At 68.7% G+C, this 19,645-nt stretch carries 20 protein-coding genes; 8 read left to right on the top strand and 12 right to left on the bottom strand.

Annotated features, from left to right (window positions below):
* Positions 1 to 6 precede the first annotated feature (6 nt).
* From lpdA to COA17_RS12680, 4 genes are all read right to left on the bottom strand, one after another.
* Positions 7 to 1,401: a dihydrolipoyl dehydrogenase gene (lpdA, locus tag COA17_RS12665; protein WP_096612917.1), complete on the bottom strand. Its 1,395-nt coding sequence runs from the start codon at positions 1,399 to 1,401 to the stop codon at positions 7 to 9.
* Between the two features lie 74 nt (positions 1,402 to 1,475).
* Complete coding sequence (locus COA17_RS12670) at positions 1,476 to 1,865, bottom strand: acyl-CoA thioesterase (protein WP_066485780.1); 390 nt, start codon at positions 1,863 to 1,865, stop codon at positions 1,476 to 1,478.
* Complete coding sequence (locus COA17_RS12675) at positions 1,862 to 2,074, bottom strand: hypothetical protein (RefSeq protein ID WP_066485778.1); 213 nt, start codon at positions 2,072 to 2,074, stop codon at positions 1,862 to 1,864. Before COA17_RS12675 ends, COA17_RS12670 begins: the two co-directional genes overlap by 4 nt.
* Before the next feature lie 11 nt (positions 2,075 to 2,085).
* Positions 2,086 to 3,387, bottom strand: a complete 1,302-nt coding sequence (locus COA17_RS12680; protein WP_096612919.1) for a pyruvate dehydrogenase complex dihydrolipoamide acetyltransferase — start codon at positions 3,385 to 3,387, stop codon at positions 2,086 to 2,088.
* 110 nt (positions 3,388 to 3,497) lie between these two features.
* Between COA17_RS12680 and COA17_RS12685 the strand changes: the two genes are divergently transcribed.
* Complete coding sequence (locus COA17_RS12685) at positions 3,498 to 3,947, top strand: universal stress protein (RefSeq protein WP_066485767.1); 450 nt, start codon at positions 3,498 to 3,500, stop codon at positions 3,945 to 3,947.
* A gap of 27 nt (positions 3,948 to 3,974) precedes the next feature.
* On the opposite strand, the gene COA17_RS19925 is transcribed toward COA17_RS12685, so the two are convergent.
* From COA17_RS19925 to COA17_RS12715, 6 genes are all read right to left on the bottom strand, one after another.
* Positions 3,975 to 5,093 carry an RcnB family protein gene (locus COA17_RS19925; RefSeq protein ID WP_245857795.1) on the bottom strand — a complete coding sequence of 373 codons (1,119 nt, stop codon included), beginning with the start codon at positions 5,091 to 5,093 and terminating at the stop codon, positions 3,975 to 3,977.
* 141 nt (positions 5,094 to 5,234) lie between these two features.
* Positions 5,235 to 5,720 (bottom strand): GAF domain-containing protein, encoded by a 486-nt coding sequence (locus COA17_RS12695; RefSeq protein ID WP_066487915.1) that lies wholly within the window; start codon positions 5,718 to 5,720, stop codon positions 5,235 to 5,237.
* Between the two features lie 44 nt (positions 5,721 to 5,764).
* Positions 5,765 to 7,681 carry a methyl-accepting chemotaxis protein gene (locus COA17_RS12700; protein ID WP_070321893.1) on the bottom strand — a complete coding sequence of 639 codons (1,917 nt, stop codon included), beginning with the start codon at positions 7,679 to 7,681 and terminating at the stop codon, positions 5,765 to 5,767.
* A gap of 49 nt (positions 7,682 to 7,730) precedes the next feature.
* Entirely contained in the window at positions 7,731 to 8,153 is a 423-nt protein-coding gene (arfB, locus tag COA17_RS12705) for an alternative ribosome rescue aminoacyl-tRNA hydrolase ArfB (protein WP_066490001.1), read from the bottom strand.
* Positions 8,147 to 9,013 carry a hypothetical protein gene (locus COA17_RS12710; RefSeq protein ID WP_096612921.1) on the bottom strand — a complete coding sequence of 289 codons (867 nt, stop codon included), beginning with the start codon at positions 9,011 to 9,013 and terminating at the stop codon, positions 8,147 to 8,149. The genes arfB and COA17_RS12710 overlap by 7 nt, the downstream gene beginning before the upstream one ends.
* Positions 9,006 to 9,662, bottom strand: a complete 657-nt coding sequence (locus COA17_RS12715) for an RluA family pseudouridine synthase (RefSeq protein ID WP_096612923.1) — start codon at positions 9,660 to 9,662, stop codon at positions 9,006 to 9,008. The genes COA17_RS12710 and COA17_RS12715 overlap by 8 nt, the downstream gene beginning before the upstream one ends.
* A gap of 46 nt (positions 9,663 to 9,708) precedes the next feature.
* Here COA17_RS12715 and COA17_RS12720 point away from each other — a divergent pair, with 46 nt between their 5' ends.
* Positions 9,709 to 10,497 carry a M15 family metallopeptidase gene (locus COA17_RS12720; RefSeq protein ID WP_096612925.1) on the top strand — a complete coding sequence of 263 codons (789 nt, stop codon included), beginning with the start codon at positions 9,709 to 9,711 and terminating at the stop codon, positions 10,495 to 10,497.
* A gap of 43 nt (positions 10,498 to 10,540) precedes the next feature.
* Here the strand turns inward: COA17_RS12720 and wrbA are convergent, their stop codons facing one another.
* Positions 10,541 to 11,143 carry an NAD(P)H:quinone oxidoreductase gene (gene wrbA, locus COA17_RS12725; RefSeq protein ID WP_066490008.1) on the bottom strand — a complete coding sequence of 201 codons (603 nt, stop codon included), beginning with the start codon at positions 11,141 to 11,143 and terminating at the stop codon, positions 10,541 to 10,543.
* A 120-nt stretch (positions 11,144 to 11,263) separates the two neighbouring features.
* Between wrbA and COA17_RS12730 the strand changes: the two genes are divergently transcribed.
* The 6 genes from COA17_RS12730 to tuf all read left to right on the top strand — a co-directional run bounded on the left by COA17_RS12730 (position 11,264) and on the right by tuf (position 18,293).
* Positions 11,264 to 12,151: a LysR family transcriptional regulator gene (locus COA17_RS12730; RefSeq protein WP_066490010.1), complete on the top strand. Its 888-nt coding sequence runs from the start codon at positions 11,264 to 11,266 to the stop codon at positions 12,149 to 12,151.
* 69 nt (positions 12,152 to 12,220) lie between these two features.
* On the top strand, positions 12,221 to 13,510 hold the full coding sequence (locus COA17_RS12735) for a Xaa-Pro dipeptidase (RefSeq protein ID WP_217991011.1): 1,290 nt from the start codon (positions 12,221 to 12,223) through the stop codon (positions 13,508 to 13,510).
* Positions 13,511 to 13,729: 219 nt separating this feature from the next.
* Entirely contained in the window at positions 13,730 to 14,101 is a 372-nt protein-coding gene (rpsL, locus tag COA17_RS12740; RefSeq protein WP_019831557.1) for a 30S ribosomal protein S12, read from the top strand.
* 119 nt (positions 14,102 to 14,220) lie between these two features.
* Complete coding sequence (gene rpsG, locus COA17_RS12745) at positions 14,221 to 14,691, top strand: 30S ribosomal protein S7 (protein WP_066490012.1); 471 nt, start codon at positions 14,221 to 14,223, stop codon at positions 14,689 to 14,691.
* A 105-nt stretch (positions 14,692 to 14,796) separates the two neighbouring features.
* Positions 14,797 to 16,890, top strand: coding sequence for an elongation factor G (gene fusA, locus COA17_RS12750; protein WP_096612927.1), 2,094 nt, complete (start codon positions 14,797 to 14,799; stop codon positions 16,888 to 16,890).
* Between the two features lie 206 nt (positions 16,891 to 17,096).
* A complete protein-coding gene (gene tuf / locus COA17_RS12755) occupies positions 17,097 to 18,293 on the top strand; it encodes an elongation factor Tu (protein ID WP_066490016.1) in 1,197 nt (398 codons plus the stop codon).
* Positions 18,294 to 18,405: 112 nt separating this feature from the next.
* Here tuf and COA17_RS12760 read toward each other — a convergent pair whose 3' ends face one another.
* On the bottom strand, positions 18,406 to 19,425 hold the full coding sequence (locus COA17_RS12760; protein ID WP_096612929.1) for a substrate-binding domain-containing protein: 1,020 nt from the start codon (positions 19,423 to 19,425) through the stop codon (positions 18,406 to 18,408).
* Positions 19,426 to 19,645: the final 220 nt, after the last annotated feature.

Raw genomic sequence — 19,645 nt, forward strand, 5'->3', positions numbered from 1 at the left:
GCCGCGTCAGATGTGCAGCGCGCGGCCGTAGGCGCCCAGCACGCTTTCGTGCATCATCTCGCTCAGCGTCGGGTGCGCGAACACCGTCTCCGTCAGCTCATGCTCGGTCGTTTCCAGCTGGCGCGCGACGACATAGCCCTGGATCAGCTCGGTCACTTCCGCGCCGACCATGTGCGCGCCCAGCAGTTCTCCGGTCTTCGCGTCGAACACCGTCTTCACGAAGCCGTCCGCCTCGCCCAGCGCGATGGCCTTGCCGTTGCCGATGAACGGGAATTTCCCGACCTTCACCTCGCGGCCCTGTTCCTTCGCCTTCGCCTCGGTCAGGCCGACGCTGGCGACCTGCGGGCGCGAATAGGTGCAGCCGGGGATGTTCCACGTCTCGAACGGATGCGGGTTCTGCCCGGCGATCTTCTCGATGCACACGATGCCCTCATGGCTCGCCTTGTGCGCCAGCCACGGCGCGCCGGTGACGTCGCCGATCGCGTAGATGCCCTCCACGTTGGTGCGTCCGAAGCCGTCGACCTTGATATGGCCGCGGTCGGTGGCGATGCCCAGCTTCTCCAGCCCGATCTCCTCGGTGTTCGGCACGATGCCGATCGCGACGATGACGTGGCTGTACTCCTGCGTCGCGGACGTGCCGTCCTTGCCCTTGATCGTCGCCTTCACCGCATCGGCGCCGGTCTCGATCTTCTCGACACCCGCGCCGGTGACGATCTTGATGCCGTCCTTGGTCAGGCGCTTTTCCATGAAGGCGCTGACCTCCTCATCCTCCACCGGCAGGATCCGCGGCAGCATCTCGACGATCGTAACATCGGCGCCCATGTCGTTGTAGAAGCTGGCGAACTCCACGCCGATCGCGCCCGATCCGATGACCAGCAGCTTGGTCGGCATCACTTCGGGCACCATTGCGTGGCGGTACGTCCAGATGCGCTTGCCGTCGGCCTTGGCGAACGGCAGGTCGCGCGCGCGCGCGCCGGTGGCGAGCAGGATATGCTTGGCGGAAAGCTCGACGGTTTTGTCGCCCTGCTTCACGGACAGCTTGCCCTTGCCCGCCAGGCTGCCGAACCCTTCGACCACCGTCACCTTGTTCTTCTTCATCAGCCCCTTGACGCCGGCGTTCAGCGTCCCGGCGACCTTGCGGCTGCGCTCGACGATCTTGCCCAGGTCGAAACCGACATTGTCCGCCTTCAGCCCGTAATCGGCGGCATGGGTCATGTAGTGATAGACTTCCGACGTGCGCAGCAGCGCCTTGGTCGGGATGCAGCCCCAGTTGAGGCAGATGCCGCCCAGCCGCTCGCGCTCGACGATCGCGGTCTTGAGGCCCAGCTGGCTCGCGCGGATCGCGGCGACATAGCCGCCGGGGCCGGAGCCCAGAACGATCAGGTCGTAGGTGTCAGCCATTTCAACACTCCCGGGCCGCAGCCCTCTTTGTCATCGCATAGGCGGCGCGCAGCGTCGCGACCGCCGGGGAAAGCTCACGCCGCCGGCGGCACGTCGCGGGGGCGGCGGTTCTCGTCGATCGCGACGAAGGTGAAGCGCGCCTCGGTCACCTTGCGGGTTTCCTCGCCATGGCGGTCGCGCGCCCAGCTTTCGACCTGGATCGTCATCGACGTGCGCCCAATCTTTTCGAGCTGTGCATAGACCGACACTTCGTCGCCGACATGGACGGGCGCGTGGAAATGCATCCCGTCGGTCGCGATCGTCACCGCGCGCCCCTTGGCACGGCGCGCGGCGGTCAGGCCGGCGGCCGAATCCATCAGGCTCATCAGCCACCCGCCGAAGATGTCGCCATAGGCATTGGCGTCGGCGGGCATCGCGGTGACGCGAATCGTCGGCGCGCGATCCGGCGGGGGGAGCGTGGTCATGCCGCGGCCCCTTCGCGCTGCATCCGCCCGACGTCGCGTGCGCCCAGCACGCCGACCGCCACCAGCGTGGCCGCGCCGACCAGCCAGATCGTGTCGGCGCCCTGCGGATAGCTCCACGCCGCGCCCTGGAAGACCAGCGCGGTGATCCCGAAGCCCAGCACGGTCCAGGCGATCTCGCGCTTTTCGGCGGACAGCTGCATCTGCGCCATCGCGGCCGGCCTCAGGCGAGCATCGACAGCGGGCTTTCGACCAGCGTCTTGAACGCCTGCATCAGCTGCGCGCCGTCCGCGCCGTCGATCGCGCGGTGATCGAAGCTGCCGGTCGCGCTCATGATGCTGGCGACGCCCAGCGTGCCGTCGGGCATCACCCACGGGCGTTTATCGCCCGCGCCGATCGCCAGGATCATGCCCTGCGGCGGGTTGATGACCGCCTCGAACTGCTTGATCCCGAACATGCCCATGTTGCTGAGCGAGGCGGTGCCGCCGGTGAATTCCTCCGGCTTCAGCTTCTTGTCGCGCGCGCGGGCGGCCAGATCCTTCATCCGCGTCGAGATGCTGGACAGCGACGCGCTGTCCGCCTCGGTGATGACGGGGGTGATCAGGCCTTCGGGCGTCGACACCGCGACCGAGATGTCGGCGCGGTGGAAGCTGACCAGCTGATCGGGCGTGAACATCACGTTGCACTTGGGCACCTGGACCAGCGACACCGCCAGCGCCTTGATGAGCAGATCGTTGACCGACAGCTTGACCCCGCGCGCCTCCAGCCCGGCGTTCAGCTCGGCGCGCAGCTTCAGCAGCTTGTCGAGCTGCACGTCCACGGTGAGGTAGATGTGCGGCACCTGCTGCTTCGATTCGGTCAGGCGGCGCGCGATCGTCTTGCGCATGTTGCTGAGCTTGGTCGTCTCATGCGGGATGTCCGGCACCTGCGCGGGCTTCGGCGCGGCGGCGGGCGCCTCGGCCGGTGCGGCGGCGCTCGCGGCCGGCGCGGCGGCGCCCGGCCGGGCCTTCTCCACGTCCGCCTTGACGATGCGGCCGTTCGGGCCGGAGCCGGAGACGCCCGACAGGTCGACTCCCTTGTCCGCGGCGATGCGGCGCGCCAGCGGGCTGGCCTTCACGCGGTCGCCGTCATGACGTGCGGCGGCCGGCGCCGGCGTGGCGGCGGGTGCAGAGGCAGGGGCAGCGGGCTTCTCTTCCCGGGCGACCGCGGCATCGGCGGGCTTGCCGTGGTCGGCGGGAGCGGGCGCCTCCTCCTTCTTCGCGGCGGGCGGCGCCGCTTCCTCGCCTTCGCCTTCCAGCAGCGCGATCACCGCGCCGACCTTCACGCCATCGGTGCCCTCGGCCACCATGATCTTCGCGATGCGGCCTTCGTCGACCGCCTCGAACTCCATCGTCGCCTTGTCGGTCTCGATCTCGGCCATGATGTCGCCGGACTTCACCTCGTCGCCTTCCTTGACGAGCCATTTGGCCAGCGTGCCCTCCTCCATCGTGGGCGACAGGGCAGGCATCTTGATTTCGATGGGCATCGTGATCCTCGAAAGGCTCCTGGGAATGGCCCGTCTCTCGCGGACACGCGCTATGCGGTCAAGCCCGTCTGCCCCTTGGCGCGCGCGGCGGCGGGGCGTAGGCTGGCGGGATGCGCATTTACCTGACCGTGATCGACGACACCGCCGAGGCATTGAGCGCGCTGCGCTTCGCAGCGCGGCGCGCGGTGAAGACCGGCGGCGGGGTAGAGATCCTCGCGCTGCTGCCGCCGCAGGAGTTCATCGCGTTCGGCGGGGTGCAGGCCACGATCGAGGAGGAACAGCGCCAGCGGGCCGAGGGGCTGGTCGCGCGTGCGGCGGGCACGATCCTGGAGGAATCGGGGGTGCGCCCGTCGCTGACCGTGCGCGAGGGCGACGGGCCGAAGGTGATCCGGCAGATGATCGCCGACAATCCGCGCATCGCCGCACTGGTGCTGGGCGCGGCACCGGGTGCGCCCGGTGCGCTGGTCAGCCATTTCGCGGCGGAGGCCGGCACGCTGCCGGTCCCGCTGATGATCGTGCCGGGCGGGCTGGACGCCGCCGCGATCGACCGGCTGAGCTGAGGCGCGGACCGGGCGTCCGCCGCAGGCTCAGCAGCGACAGCGGCTCTTGGTGTAGCGGCGCGGCGCCTTGGTATAGCGACGCCCCGTGTGGACCACGCGATCCCCGTAGACGTCCTGCACCGTCTGTCCGGTGCCGCCCGACTGGACGGTGATGGTGGTGATCGTGGCGGGCGGATAATACCAGCCGCCGGCGACATAGCCGGGCGCGCCCTGCGTCGTCGTCACGACCGTGCCGTTGCCGCCGGTCACCTGCACCGGGGGATAGGGGGCGTAGGCGGGGTAGTCGGCTGGCGGCGGGCCGTAATAGGTCGTCCCCGAATAGGTCGTGCCTGCATAATCGCCGCCATAGCTGCCCTGCTGATAGGCGACGACCGGTGGCGGCGGCGCACCCGGTCCACCGGCGCCCGGCGGCGGGGGATAGCCGGCACCGGGGGGCGGATAGCCCGCACCCGGTGGCGGCGCGACCGGGACGCGCCCCGCGCGGTCCGCCTTGTCGATCGCCATGCCGGCCAGCGCGCCCGCGCCCGCGCCCAGCAAGGTGCCGCCCAGCCGGTTGCCCGATCCTGCGATCACATTGCCCGCTACGCCGCCGACCACCGCACCGATGGCGGCGCCGCCCAGCCCGCCGTCGGCATCGCGCGTCGGATAGGGGAGCCGCGGGTAGCCGTCACTCGCCACATCCGCGCCATAGCCGCCATATCCCGCGTCGCCGCGCGACCAGTCGATCCCGCCGACGCTGTCGTACACCGTCCCGCGCGGGTCGATCAGCACCGCATCGTCATAGTAACGCGACCAGGTATAGCCATAGGGCGGTTGGCGCAGGCCATAGGCCTGCCAGTCGTTGATGTGCCAGCCCGGCGCGATCCAATAGCCCGGCAGCGCCCAGCCGCGCACCGGCCGGCGATACGCGCCCCAGCCCCCCGGCGCGCGCATCCCGCCCCACCAGCGGCCGCCGATCTGACCGCCCCAGCGCGGCCCGTGCCATGCACGGGTGCCGTTCCACTGGCCCCGGGTCCACTGGCCCCGATCCGACGGGCCATGCCGGCCGCCGTTCCACGTTGTCGCGCCCGGCGCCGTCTGCGCCACGGCGGGTGCGCCGGCAGCAAGCGAGAGTGAGGCGACGGCGGCGATCGGCAGCAGGCGCATGGGCGCAATCCTTCCCCTGAAGCAACCCGGCCGCAACGCGCCCGTGGTGAACGGGTTGCTTACCATCGTGACGCCACTGCAACCAGAGCCGCGCGCCGCGCGCGATCTGTCCCGTTTTGGGGCGAGGCTGTGGTCAGTCGCTCAACCGCGCAGTCGCGGGGCGAGCAGCGCCATCATCGCCTCGCACCCCGCCGCGTCGGTCGCATCGAACCGCGCGGGCAGGGGACTGTCGAGATCGAGGACGCCGATCAGCCGATCGCCGTCGAGGATCGGCACGACCAGTTCCGACCGGCTCGCCGCGTCGCACGCGATATGCCCCGGAAAGGCGTGGACGTCCTCCACCAGCTGCGTGCGCCGCTCGGCCGCGGCGGTGCCGCATACGCCCTTGCCCAGCGGGATGCGGATGCACGCCGCCTTGCCCTGGAACGGCCCCAGCACCAGTTCGTCGCCGACCATCCGATAGAAGCCGGCCCAGTTCAGGTCGGGCAGATACTGGCCGATCATCGCGGCGGCATTGGCCATGTTGGCGATCGCATCCGGCTCGCCCGCGGTCAGCGCGTCGAGCGCGGCGGTCAGTTCGCGGTACAATTCCGCGCGGTCGGTCGTGGCGATGTCGAAGGCGTACATGCCGCCGTAGCTAGGCGCACCTGCCGGAAAGTCCAGCCGCGCGGTCAGGCAGCGGTGCGCAGCTGGCTGAGGAAGGTCGCGACGCTGCGGTCGAGCCGCGAGAGCGTCTCGGTGAGGTCGAGCGCGACCCCGTCCAGCCGGTCGGCGGCATCGTGCCCGGCAGCGATCGCCGAGCGGGTATCGCCGACCGATGCGGCGGCGGTACGACTTTCGGCGGCGATCCCGTCGATCCCGGCGCGGATGCCGTCGATGCCGCGCGCCTGGCGGTTCACCGCCTCGGTGATGACGCTCGATGCCTGTTCGGTGCGGGTCAGCGCGCCGCTGATCGTACCGATCGATTCGACCGCGGTGCCGACGCGGTCGCGCAGTGCCCCGATCTGGGTGGCGACGCGCGCGGTCAGATCGGCGGTGTGATGCGCCAGCGACTTCACCTCGCTGGCGACCACCGCGAAGCCGGAGCCGGCCTTGCCTGCACGCGCCGCCTCGATCTGCGCGTTGAGCGCCAGCAGGTTGGTCTGCCGCGACAGATCGTCGATCAGCGTCAATACCCCGCCGATCTCGTCGAGCGATCCCGCCAGTTCGCCCACGCTCGCCTGTATCTCCTGCCCGTCGCTGGCGGCGCGGCGTGCGTCCGACAGCGCGGCGAGCGACTGGCGCTCGATCTCGCGGCTGGCCTCGGTAAAGGTCGCCGCCTGCGGTGCGAGGTCGAGCGAGCGGCGCTCGGTGGCGGCGGCGGCGGTCGATGCGTTGGTGGCGAGCGTCTCCAACCCGCGCGCCTGGTCGCGGACCTGTTCCGACGCCCCGGCCAGCAACGCCGCCTGCCCGCGCATCGTCGCCAGCAACGGCGCCAGTTCGCGTTCCAGCTGCTGGCGCGCCTCGGCCATTGCGGCGTCGCGGGCGTTGCGCACTTTGGCATCCAGCGCGCGATTGTCGGCGCGCACCTGCGCCACCGTCCGTTCCAGCCGGTCGCGCGCCTCCTGCTCGGCGGCGGCGGCGGCATCGCGGGCGCGGTTCAGTTCCTCCAGCGCGTCATGCGCCTGGCGGGCGGCGCGTTCGGACTGCGCGATCGCCGCGGCGGTATCCGCCAGGATTCGGCGCGACCGGCGCAGGATCTGCCGGGTCAGCAATCCCAGCAGCGCGAGCAGGATGACGACCGCCGCCAGGCCGCGACGCAGAAGGTACGCGCCCGGCTGCCTCGCGTCCCATTGCAACTGGCCGAACGCCACGCCGCGCGCATCGTGGAGGGGCAGCGTCGGTTTTCCCGCGGACACCGGCACGCCCAGCGGGACGAAGTGGACGCCCGACAGCTCGCGCTCGCCGCCAAGCCGACTCAGCTCCGCGGGTGACAGGATGTTGACGAAGACGAGATAGGAACGGTCGCTTCGGGTCGGCGTCTCGCCGCTCGCATCGGTGATCTGCACCACGCTGACGATCGCCAGCCGGTCGCCGATCGGTACATACATGCCACGTTCGTTGCGCCCGTTGGCGGGTTGCCGGCGAAGGTCGGCGAGGACGGTGCGCAGCGACGGGCCGATCAGCTCGAACGCGTCAATCGGCTCTCGTCGGTCGCGGTTGCTGGCATAGATCGTGCGACCCTGCCCGTCGATGACCAGCGCATGTTCGTATTGGTGGGACAGATAGACGTAGGCGCCGATGTTCCGATGCGCCCACCCGGTGTCGCGATGCAGCACGATCCGGTCGAACGCATCGTCCCATTGCGCGTAGCCGCGTTCGTTGCGCACAAGGAACTGGCGTTCCGAATCGATCAGGAATTCCGCCATCTGCCGCTCGCGCGCCAGTTCCTGCCGGTCCGACGCGGCGCTGAACCAGAACAGCAGCGCCAGCGTGACCGCCGACGATGCCAGCAGGATGAAGATCAGCGGCGCCACGAAGTGGCGGCGGTAGATCGATGCCAGCGACGCCAGGTCGGCGTCCGGGCGCGCGGCAACGGGCAACGTCATGCCGCGAACATAGTTGATCCGCTTTAAGGCTACGCTAACGGCGCTGCCGTCATTCGCGCACCTTGCCGCGCCCCGCCTTCACCGCCGAACGTCGCGCCTTTCCTTCTACCCGTCGGGTCTGCGATGCGCGCGTCGGCTTGGTGGGGCGCCGCTTCTTGGGGACGATCAACGCCTCGCGGATCATCGCGATCAACCGGTCGCGCACTTCCTGCCGGTTGAGAAGCTGCGACCGCGCGCCCTCGCTGCGCAGCACCAACACGCCCTCGCGCGTCATCCGCGTTCCCGCGATCGCCGCCAGCCGGTGCTTGACCGCATCGGGCAGGCCGGGGGAGCGCGCCACGTCGAAGCGCAGCATGACCGCGCTGTCGGTGGTGTTCACATGCTGCCCGCCGGGACCCGATGCGCGCGTGAACGATTCCTCCAGCTCGTCGCTGTCGATCGCGATGCTGCGCGAAATCGGGATCGCTACCATTGGCGCCACGTATCGATGTCGTCGACCAGCGCCGGCTGGCGCGCGGCATAGGCGATGTCCACCAGCGCGGCGACGATATCCTCGCGCTCATCGGTGCCGATCACGCCGCCGGCCGCGTCGTCGGCGTCGTTGAACCATTCGACGGTGCGTTTCAGGACCGCGCGCACCGCCGGCTTGCGCGGTTTCTCCCCCATCGCCGCCAGTTCGGCGCGGGCGGCGCGCAGCATCGCACGCGCCCCGTCGATGAAGGCGGGCGGGGGGAAGGCCGGCGACGGTTGCCAGCGCGCCAGCGGCGTTTCCGCGGCAAGTTGCGCCCAGCTGAGAGTCGATAGCCGCGTTTTGAAGCGTTGCGCCGCGGCCTCGCGCTGCGCCTCCTCGCGCTCTTCCTCCTGGTCCAGTTCGGCGGCCAGCGCGTCACGATCGTTCGCCCAGCGCCATTCGCCTTCGACGATGATGTCGACGTTCGACAGCTCGCCGAAGCCGGCGCCCCGCCCGAACCCGGTTAGCGTGGCGAAGAACGTCTCTTCCTCTTCCGACACCGGCTGGTCGGCGACGAACGCGAGCGCGTCGAGCTGGCCCGGGGCGTCCAACTCCTCCGGCCGCGCGCCGAACACGGCCGGCTTTCCACGAAAGGCGAAGCGGTGTTCGTGGAGGACCGGCGCGCCTACGACGTCCATTGCCGCTGGCGGCGTGCGCCACACGCCGGACAGCACCGCGACGCCGAGCATGTCGTCGGCCACGCCGATGATCTTGAATGCGCCGTAGCGTCCCGTGTGCGGGGGTGAGAACGTAGTGAACGGGCGCGTGCGGAAGGACCAGACCTGCCCGGCGGCCGGGGGCGGCGTGATCGGCTCAGGCATCGCCGTCGAAGCCCAGCGCGGTGAACCGTTCCGGCCACGGTGCCTGCGCGGTCACGTCGTCCTTGCCGGGGCGCGGCACGGTCAGCGCGATCGCGTGGAGCATCATTCCGCCGGGATGCGCGGTGCCGTAGACCGGATCGCCAGTCACCGCCGCGCCCAGCCCTTCCAGCGCGTGGACGCGAATCTGGTGGGTGCGCCCGGTCGCCGGCAGGAACTCGACCAGCGCGCGTCCGGCATGGTCGCCGATCACGCGCCAGTCGGTCCGCGCCGACTTGCCGCGCGGATCGCGCGTCATCCGCCAGCCGCGTTCCGCCGACGACACCTTGCCCAGCGGCAGGTCGATCGTCCCGCTAGCTTCCCGCGGCACGCCGTCGAGCACCGCGACATAGCGTTTGCGCAACGCACCCGCTTCGAACGCCTGCTGGAACCGCGCATGCGCCTTGGGATTGCGCGACAGCAGCAGGCAGCCGCTGGTGTCGCGGTCGAGGCGGTGGACCGCGACGGGCCAGCGCCGGAACCCGAAGGTCAGCGAGGCGAGGTGGTTTTCCAGGCTGGTCGCGCCGTCGCGCGGCCGGTCCACCGGCAGGCCCGCCGGCTTGTCGATCACCAACGCCTCACCGTCGAGGAAGAGCACACGGTCGCCTAACATGCCTGCCCCCTTGCCATCATGGCGCCGCGCTGGCCAGAGGGGTGCCATGCAGCGCGCCATCCTGTTCCTCATCATGTTCGTCCTGGCGATCCCGGCGCAGGCGCAGGTTTGTGCTGTGGGTCGCGCGCCGTCCGCCGCCGACGGTCGCGTGCTCGGGCATCTGCCCTATGGCGATGCGCCGCCGGGCGATCTGGTGCCGGTGCCCTCGCAATGGGTGGCGGGGAAGGGCTGCGTCCTGCGGCGGGAGGTGCTGCCCGATCTGGAACGGCTGCTGACCGCCGCCGCGGCCGATCCGGCGGTGGGCGGGCGCATCCTGGCGCTGTCGTGCCATCGCGCGATCCTGTACCAGCAATCGGTGTTCTGCCGCGGCGAGCGGGCGGGGAGCGATGCCGGCGATCGCGCCATCTCGGTCGCGCCACCGGGGCACAGCGAGCATGCCACCGGCTTCGCGCTGGACTTCGCCTTTCGCCCGCGCGTCAACGACTGCCCGGATGTCGAGGCGTGCGTTGCCGCCACCCCGGCGTTCCGCTGGCTGGCGGCCAACGCGCCGCGCTACGGCTTCGAAATGTCCTTCCCCGCGGGCAACCGGCAGGGGGTGAAATGGGAGCCGTGGCACTGGCGATGGGTCGGCGCGACCGGGGCCACCCCGGCGGCGCAGCGCGCGCGGCTGCTGTTTGCGCGGGCGCGCCGCGACTTTCCCGCCAACCCGGCGGTGCCGCCCGACGTGGTGGTGATCGGCCATGTCGATGCGCCGCCGGTCTATCTGGGCGCCTATCCGCCGCCAGACTGTCGCAAGGGCAAGTGCCGGATGCCGCGTCCGGCACGGCGCCGATAGCGCGTATCGCCCCGGCGCGCTGCCGGGGCGATACGCAGCATCATCAGCCGAACAGCTTCGCCGCCGTCTCGGCAATACGCTTGCCCTGATGGCGCGCGCCGTCCAGATCGACCTGGCTGGGCTGGCGGCTGCCGTCGCCGTCGGCGAGCGTGCTGGCGCCATAGGGGGTGCCGCCATGCACTTCCTTGACGCCCATCTGCCCCTGGAAGCCATAGTCCAGTCCGACGATCGCCATGCCGTGATGCAGCAGGTTGGTGATGATCGAGAACAATGTCGTCTCCTGCCCGCCGTGCTGGCTGGCGGTAGAGGTGAATGCACCGCCGACCTTGCCGATCAGCGCGCCGCGCATCCACACGCCGCCGGTGGTGTCCCAGAAGGCCGCCATCTGGCTGGGCATCCGGCCATAACGGGTCGGCGCGCCGACGATGATCGCGTCGTAGTTCGCCAGCGCGTCCGGCCCCTCGATCAGCGGGTGGGCGGTGTCGGTCTTGAACCCGGCGGCCTTCACGACCTCGTCCGGGGCGGTTTCGGCGACACGGCGGATCTCCACTTCGGCGCCACCGGCGCGCGCGCCCTCGGCGACGGCATCGGCCATCTTCTCGATATGCCCGTAGGAGGAATAATAAAGCACCAGGACCTTGGCCATGAACGGCTCCTTTTCGATGGGTGGGGACGAAAAAAACGTGTGGCGCGAACCTAGGTGTGCGGCCGGCGCGCGAAAACGTGAACGATTGAAACGGATCGTTTCGCCCGATAGACGTTTCGCATGAGGCTCCCCGACCTGGAGGCATGGGCAATCTTCGCCGCGGTGGCGGAGCACCGCTCGTTCAGCGGCGCGGCAGAGGCGATCGGGTTGAGCAAGGCCACCGTCTCCAAGGGCGTGTCGCGGCTGGAAGCGCATCTGGGCCTGTCGCTGTTCCATCGCACCTCGCGGCGGCTTGCACTGACCGAGGCGGGACGCCCGCTTGCCGACCATGCCGCGCGGATCGTGGCGGAGGCGCAGGCCGCCGAGGAGGCCGCGCGGCAGGGCGCCAGCGCGCCGGCCGGGCGCGTCCGGGTGGCGGCACCGATGAGTTTCGGGTTGCAGAACGTCGCGCCGGTCATCGCCGATTTCCTGGCGGAACACCCCGCGATCGAGATCGAGCTGCACCTGTCCGACGCGCGCGTCGATATCGTGGCGGAGGGGTTCGACATCGCGCTGCGCATCGCCGACCTGCCCGACAGCAGCCTGCGCGCGCGGCGGCTGTGCGGCATCGCGGGGCATCTGGTCGCCGCGCCCGCCTATCTCGCGCGGCACGGCACGCCGACGCATCCGTCGCAACTCGGCGAGCATCGGCTGCTGGGCTATACCAACCTGTCCGGTCCGTGGCGCTTCCGCTCGCGCGACGGTGCCGATGTGTCGGTCAAGGCGCACGGGCCGCTGCAGTCGAACAACGGCACCGCCCTGTTGCCCGCGCTGCTCGCCGGGCTGGGGATCGCGCGGCTGCCCGCCTTCATCCTGGGCGATGCGCTGACGTCGGGGCAGGTGGTGGAGATCCTGCCCGACTGGGCGCCCGCGCCGACCGCGCTCCATCTGCTCACCCCGCCCAGCGCGCTGCGCCCGGCGCGGGTCGAGGCGCTGATCGCGTTCCTGTCGGCGCGGCTCAAGGATTGACCCCCAAAGGTGCTGGCGTACCGGCGGCGGCTGCGCCATCGTGCCGGCACATCAAGGGGAATTCAGGGAATGACGATGGTGAAGTGGGCGTGGCCGGTTGTGGCCGCGATGGCGGCGTCGGTGGCGTTGCCGGCGATGGCCGCACCGGCGCAGAAGGCGCCGGAGACGGTGGTGGTGACGGCGGCGCGGATGCTCGACGTGCAGAGCGGGCGGATGGTCGACCGCCCGGTGGTGACGGTCGTCGACGGAAAGGTCACCGCGGTCGTGTCCGGCGGCGCGGTGCCCGCGGGGGCGAAGCGCATCGACCTTGGCGATGCGACGATCGTGCCGGGGCTGATCGACATGCACGTCCACCTGACCAGCCTGGCGGAGGTCGGCGGCTATCAGGCGCTGAAATATACCGACAGCTTCTGGGGCGCGGTGGGCGTCGCCAATGCGGCGAAGACGCTGCGCGCGGGCTTCACCACGGTGCGCAACGTCGGTTCATCCGACTTCCAGGACGTCGGTCTGCGCGAGGCGATCGACGGCGGCTGGGTGATTGGCCCGCGGATCGTCGCCGCCGGCTATGCGATCGGCGCGACCGGCGGGCATTGCGACGACAATGCGCTGCCGCCTTCCTATGACAAGAAGCTGCCCTCGGTGGTCAACTCGCCCGAGGAAGCGCGCGCCAAGGTCCGCTGGCTGCACAAATACGGCGCCGAGGTCATCAAGATCTGCGCGACCGGCGGGGTCTTCTCGCTGGGCGATTCGGTCGGCGGGCAGCAGCTGAGCCTCGAAGAGATGAAGGCGATCGCCGACGAGGCGCACATGCTCCACCTGAAGGTCGCCGCGCACGCGCATGGCGACGAGGGGATCAAGACCGCGATCCTCGCCGGGATCGACACGATCGAGCACGTCAGCCTCGCCTCGGACGAGGCGATCCGCCTCGCGATTGAGCGCAAGACGTGGTTCGACATGGATATCTACAACGACGACTATATCCTGGCGACCGGCACCGCGAACGGGACCGAGCAGGAAAGCCTCGACAAGGAACGGATGATCGGCCTCAAGCAGCGCCAGACGTTCCAGCGCGCGGTCCGCGCCGGGGTGAAGATGGCGTTCGCGACCGATGCCGGCGTCTATCCGCACGGCGACAATGCCAAGCAGTTCGCCAAGATGGTCGAATGGGGGATGACCCCGTTGCAGGCGATCCGCGCCGCGACGGTGAGCGCGGCGGAGGCGCTGGGCCGCGACGACGTCGGCGAGATCGCGCCCGGCCGCTGGGCGGACATGGTCGCGGTGTCGGGTGATCCGACCGCCGACGTGCGCGTGCTGGAACATCCGGTCGCGGTGGTGAAGGGCGGAGTGCGCGTCGATTGATCCGCAGCGTCGCCGCCGGCCGTGCGATTGACGCGGCCGGCGGCGATGCGTATAGGCCCGCCGGTTCGCGTCGCGGGGTGACTCGCGCACGGACAGCTTGAACATTGCTGGATGCATTGAGGGCCGCGGCGACCGGTGACGGGCGCCCATGGTCCTTTTCGTATTCCAAGTAGCTGTGATGGCTCCAGCAAAGTAACCTAGATAGAGGTGAAGGCTTCAATGCCAACGATCAACCAGCTGGTCCGCAAGGGCCGCGAGCCGCAGAAGGCCAAGTCCAAGGTCCCTGCGATGGAGCAGAACCCGCAGAAGCGCGGCGTCTGCACCCGTGTCTACACCACGACCCCGAAGAAGCCGAACTCGGCGCTGCGCAAGGTGGCCAAGGTCCGCCTGACGAACCAGCGCGAAGTCATCAGCTACATCCCGGGCGAGGGCCACAACCTGCAGGAGCACTCGGTGGTGCTGATCCGCGGCGGCCGTGTGCGCGACCTTCCGGGCGTGCGCTACCACGTGCTGCGCGGCGTGCTCGACACGCAGGGCGTGAAGGACCGCAAGCAGAGCCGTTCGAAGTACGGCGCGAAGCGTCCCAAGTAAGCCACGCACGTCGCTCCGGCGAAGGCTGGAGCCTCTTGGTTTATGATCCGCTCTTCGCCGGAAGATCCCAGCCTTCGCCGGGATCACGTGAGTGGCGGTTGATCTAGAAGGAAATTCACATGGCGCGTCGTCGTCGTCCCGAAAAGCGGGAAATCCTGCCTGATCCCGTGTATGGGGATGAGGTTCTGTCCAAGTTCATGAATTCGGTGATGCTGGACGGCAAGAAGTCCGTCGCCGAAGGCATCGTCTATTCGGCGCTCAACACCGTCGAGACCCGCGCCAAGCGCGAGCCGCTGGGCGTGTTCCACGACGCGCTGAACAACATCAAGCCGGGCATCGAGGTCCGTTCGCGCCGCGTCGGCGGTGCGACCTACCAGGTGCCGGTCGAGGTTCGCCCGGAGCGCGCACAGGCGCTGGCGATCCGCTGGCTGATCACCGCGGCGCGCAGCCGCAGCGAGAACACGATGTCGGCGCGCCTGTCGGGCGAGCTGCTCGATGCGTCGAACAACCGCGGCAACGCGGTGAAGAAGCGCGAGGACACGCACCGCATGGCGGAAGCGAACCGCGCCTTCTCGCACTACCGCTGGTAACACCGGCGATGCGGACGCTGCCTGTCTTGGAAGCGTCTCATATCTGACCTATATCGTGGGGAGCCGGCCGAGTGCTGAGCTCCCCACATCGCTAAGGAAGCCCCCATGGCCCGCAGCCATCCGCTCGAACTCTACCGCAATATCGGCATCATGGCGCACATCGACGCCGGCAAGACGACGACGACCGAGCGTATCCTCTATTACACCGGGAAGTCCTACAAGATCGGCGAAGTGCACGAAGGCACCGCGACGATGGACTGGATGGAGCAGGAGCAGGAGCGCGGGATCACGATCACGTCGGCTGCCACCACCTGCAAGTGGAAGGCCGAGGAGGGCAAGGGCCCCGAGCATCTGATCAACATCATCGACACGCCGGGCCACGTCGACTTCACGATCGAAGTCGAGCGTTCGCTGCGCGTGCTCGACGGCGCGGTGGCGTGCTTCGACGGCGTGGCGGGCGTGGAGCCGCAGTCGGAAACCGTGTGGCGTCAGGCCGACAAGTACGGCGTGCCGCGCATGTGCTTCGTCAACAAGCTCGACCGCACCGGCGCCGATTTCTATTTCTGCGTGCAGTCGATCATCGATCGGCTGGGCGCGAAGCCGGCGGTGCTGTACCTGCCGATCGGCATCGAGGGCGGGTTCAAGGGCCTGGTCGACCTGGTCGAGAACCGCGCGATCATCTGGCTCGAGGAATCGCTGGGCGCGAAGTTCGAATATCAGCCGATCCCCGACGACATGGTCGAGAAGGCGGCGAAGTATCGCAACGATCTGATCGAGCTGGCCGTCGAGCAGGACGACGAGGCGATGGAGGCGTATCTGGAGGGCAACGAGCCCGACGCCAAGACGCTGAAGGCGCTGATCCGCAAGGGCACGCTGAACATGGCGTTCGTGCCCGTCGTGTGCGGTTCGGCGTTCAAGAACAAGGGCGTCCAGCCGCTGCTCGACGCGGTGGTCGACTTCCTGCCGTCGCCGCTCGACGTGCCGGCGATCAAGGGCGTGAAGCTGGACGGCGAGACGCCGGACGAGCGTCCGTCCTCGGACGAGGCGCCGTTCTCGGCGCTGGCGTTCAAGATCATGAACGACCCGTTCGTCGGCTCGCTCACCTTCGCGCGTATCTATTCGGGCGTCCTGACCAAGGGCAGCTACCTGAACTCGGTGAAGGACAAGAAGGAAAAGATCGGCCGTATGCTCCTGATGCACGCGAATTCGCGTGAGGACATCGAGGAAGCGCGCGCCGGCGACATCGTCGCGCTCGCGGGTCTGAAGGAAACGACGACCGGCGATACGCTGTGCGATCCGGCCAACCCGATCATCCTGGAGCGCATGGAGTTCCCGGAGCCGGTGATCGAGCTGTCGGTGGAACCGAAGACCAAGGCCGACCAAGAAAAGATGGGCGTCGCGCTCAACCGCCTGGCCGCCGAGGATCCCTCGTTCCGCGTGTCGACCGATCACGAATCGGGCCAGACCATCATCAAGGGGATGGGCGAGCTCCACCTCGAAATCCTGGTCGACCGCATGAAGCGCGAGTTCAAGGTCGAGGCGAACGTCGGTGCGCCGCAGGTGGCGTATCGCGAGTATCTGAAGAAGCCCGTCGACATCGACTATACGCACAAGAAGCAGTCGGGCGGCACCGGCCAATTCGGCCGCGTGAAGGTGAAGCTGACGCCGGGCGAGCGCGGCGCGGGCATCATCTTCAAGGACGAGATCAAGGGCGGTAACATTCCGAAGGAATATATCCCCGCGATCGAGAAAGGCTTCCGCGAGACGGCGGCGACCGGTTCGCTGGTCGGCTTCCCGATCATCGACTTCGAGATCACGCTGTACGACGGCGCGTATCACGACGTCGACTCGTCGGCGCTGGCGTTCGAAATCACCGCCCGCGGCGCGATGCGCGAAGCGGCGCAGAAGTCGGGCATCACGCTGCTCGAGCCGGTAATGAAGGTCGAGGTCGTCACCCCGGAGGATTATCTGGGCGACGTCATCGGCGACATGAACTCGCGTCGTGGCCAGATCCAGGGCACCGACACGCGCGGCAACGCGCAGGCGGTGACCGCGATGGTCCCGCTGGCGAACATGTTCGGCTATGTGAACTCGCTGCGCTCGTTCACGCAGGGCCGCGCCAGCTACTCGATGCAGTTCTCGCACTATGACGAAGTGCCGCAGAACGTCGCTGACGAGGTGAAGGCCAAGCTCGCGTAATCGCACGGCTCCCGGCTTGCCGGGGGCCGAGACGATGCGAGCCGGCCGGCCTCGGGCTTGCCCGAGGTTTGACGACGCGGGATTTACTCCCGCGTCGGCCCCCGCCGGGAAGGGCAGGGGTTTGCACAACGGTTAAACACTCGCTATGGGGCCGCGTTCTGGCGCGGCTCCGTTCGCGAAGACGAATCCAATAAGGTAGGGAAACAATGGCCAAGGCTAAGTTTGAGCGGACCAAGCCGCACCTGAACATCGGCACCATCGGTCACGTCGACCATGGCAAGACCTCGCTGACCGCAGCGATCACCAAGGTGCTGGCGGAGAACGTCGCGGGCAACGCCGCGGTCGACTTCGCGAACATCGACAAGGCTCCGGAAGAGCGCGAGCGCGGCATCACCATCTCGACCGCGCACGTCGAGTATGAGACGGCGAACCGCCACTATGCGCACGTCGACTGCCCGGGCCACGCCGACTATGTGAAGAACATGATCACGGGCGCGGCGCAGATGGACGGCGCGATCCTGGTCGTGTCGGCGACCGACGGCCCGATGCCGCAGACCCGCGAGCACATCCTGCTCGCCCGTCAGGTCGGCGTGCCGGCGATGGTCGTGTTCATGAACAAGGTCGATCTGGTCGACGACGAGGAAATCCTCGAGCTGGTCGAGCTGGAAGTCCGCGAGCTGCTGAGCTCGTACGAATTCCCGGGCGACGACATTCCGATCATCAAGGGGTCGGCGACCTGCGCGCTGTCGGGTTCGAACCAGAAGCTCGGTACCGACGCGGTGATGGAGCTGATGAAGGCGGTCGACGAGTACATCCCGCAGCCGGAGCGTCCGCTGGACAAGCCGTTCATGATGCCGATCGAAGACGTGTTCTCGATCTCGGGCCGCGGCACCGTGGTGACCGGCCGCGTCGAGACCGGCATCATCAAGGTCGGTGAGGAAGTCGAGATCGTCGGCATCCACCCGGAAGTCCGCAAGACGACCGTCACCGGCGTGGAAATGTTCCGCAAGCTGCTCGACCAGGGCCAGGCTGGCGACAACGTCGGCGCGCTGATCCGTGGCGTCGCCCGTGACGAGGTCGAGCGTGGTCAGGTGCTGTGCAAGCCGGGCTCGATCAAGCCGCACACCGACTTCTCGTCGGAAGTGTACGTGCTGTCGAAGGACGAAGGTGGCCGTCACACGCCGTTCTTCGCCAACTATCGTCCGCAGTTCTACTTCCGCACGACCGACGTGACCGGCACCGTCGAGCTGCCCGAGGGCACCGAGATGGTGATGCCGGGCGACAACGTCGCGCTGGGCATCAAGCTGATCGCCCCGATCGCGATGGACGTCGGCCAGCGTTTCACCATCCGTGAGGGTGGCCGGACCGTCGGCGCGGGCGTTGTCAGCAGCATCGCCAAGTAATCGCGCCCCGTCAGGGGTTCGATGAAGGAAAAGGCCCGGTTTCCCCGCGGGGAGACCGGGCCTTTTCGTTGTCGGATCGCCGGGGCGCGGCGACCGCGCTGCGCTCGTTCGATCAGGGCAACGCGGCTGGCTCCACCGGGAAGCCGCCCTCGATCGTCCGGCGCGCGCGCGCCGCGGCCTTCTCCGACAGCGGGATCAATCCGGCCCTGGCCAGCGGGCCGTTGGCGGCGGCCATGTCGAGGTACAGGTTCAGGAATGTCTTGATCGCAGGCTTCTTCTCCATGTGCGCCTTCTTGACGTACAGATAGAGTTGCCGGACGCCGGGATAGGTGCCGTTGGCAATCGTCGTCGCATCGGGAGCGACCCCGCCGATCGGTACCGCGCGAAGCTGCGCGAGGTTGCGCTCGAGATAGGAATAGCCGAAAACCCCCAGCGCCTTCGGATCCCTCTCCAGCGCGGTGACGATCGCATTGTCGTCCTCTCCTTCGCTGACGAACGCGCCATCGTTGCGAAGCCGGCTGCATGTCATGTCGAACTTGGCGGGATCGCCGCTGGTGCGCAGCGTCTGCGCCTCGGGCATCGCGACCAGGCAACCCGGTTCGATCAACAAGGTGACGAACGCGGCGCGCGTTCCGCTCGATTCGGGTGGCCCAAGAACCTTGATCGGCAGCGCGGGAAGCGCCGGATTGACGTCTCGCCACGTCCTGGCGCTGTTGGGCTTGCCCATCGGGTTGGCGGCGAGCGCCAGATACAGGTCCTTCGTGGTCACCGCCAGTTTCGGCCCGCTCTTGGCCTCCGCCACCGCGATGCCGTCAAGTCCGATCGGAATTTCCAGGACGTCGCCGACCTTATTGGCGGTGCAGGCGGCCAGGTCGTCGCGCGTGATCCGCCGCGATGCGTCGAGCAGGTCGGGCGCCCCCGGACCGGCGCAGAACGTCTTCATGCCGGCGATCGTGCCGGCGGACTGGACCAGCGGGTGAACGTTGCCGTCCTTGCCTGCGAAACTGTCCGCCACCGCGGCGGTGAACGGATAGACGGTCGACGAACCGGTGATCCGGATCGGCGCGGGCTTCTCGCTGCATGCGGCCAGCACGCAAGAGGTCGCGAGTAACGAGGCGATGGTCTTCTTCATGAACCCCCTCCATCAGGATGCCGCACACACCGTCTGGTATCTGCCGGCGGCCGATCATTGCCGGGGGGCATGACCGGCGTATGACCTGTCTCCATCGCGGGGATGCCCCGCGAGCGTGCGCAAAAATACGATCAGGGGGCGTTGCCTTTTGCCGGGCGCTCCCTTAAGGGGCCGCCTTCGCCTTTTACGAGGCCAGTAAGAGCCGTGGCAACACGGCCCG

This window comes from Sphingomonas ginsenosidimutans (assembly GCF_002374835.1).
GTDB classification, from domain to species: domain Bacteria; phylum Pseudomonadota; class Alphaproteobacteria; order Sphingomonadales; family Sphingomonadaceae; genus Sphingomonas; species Sphingomonas ginsenosidimutans.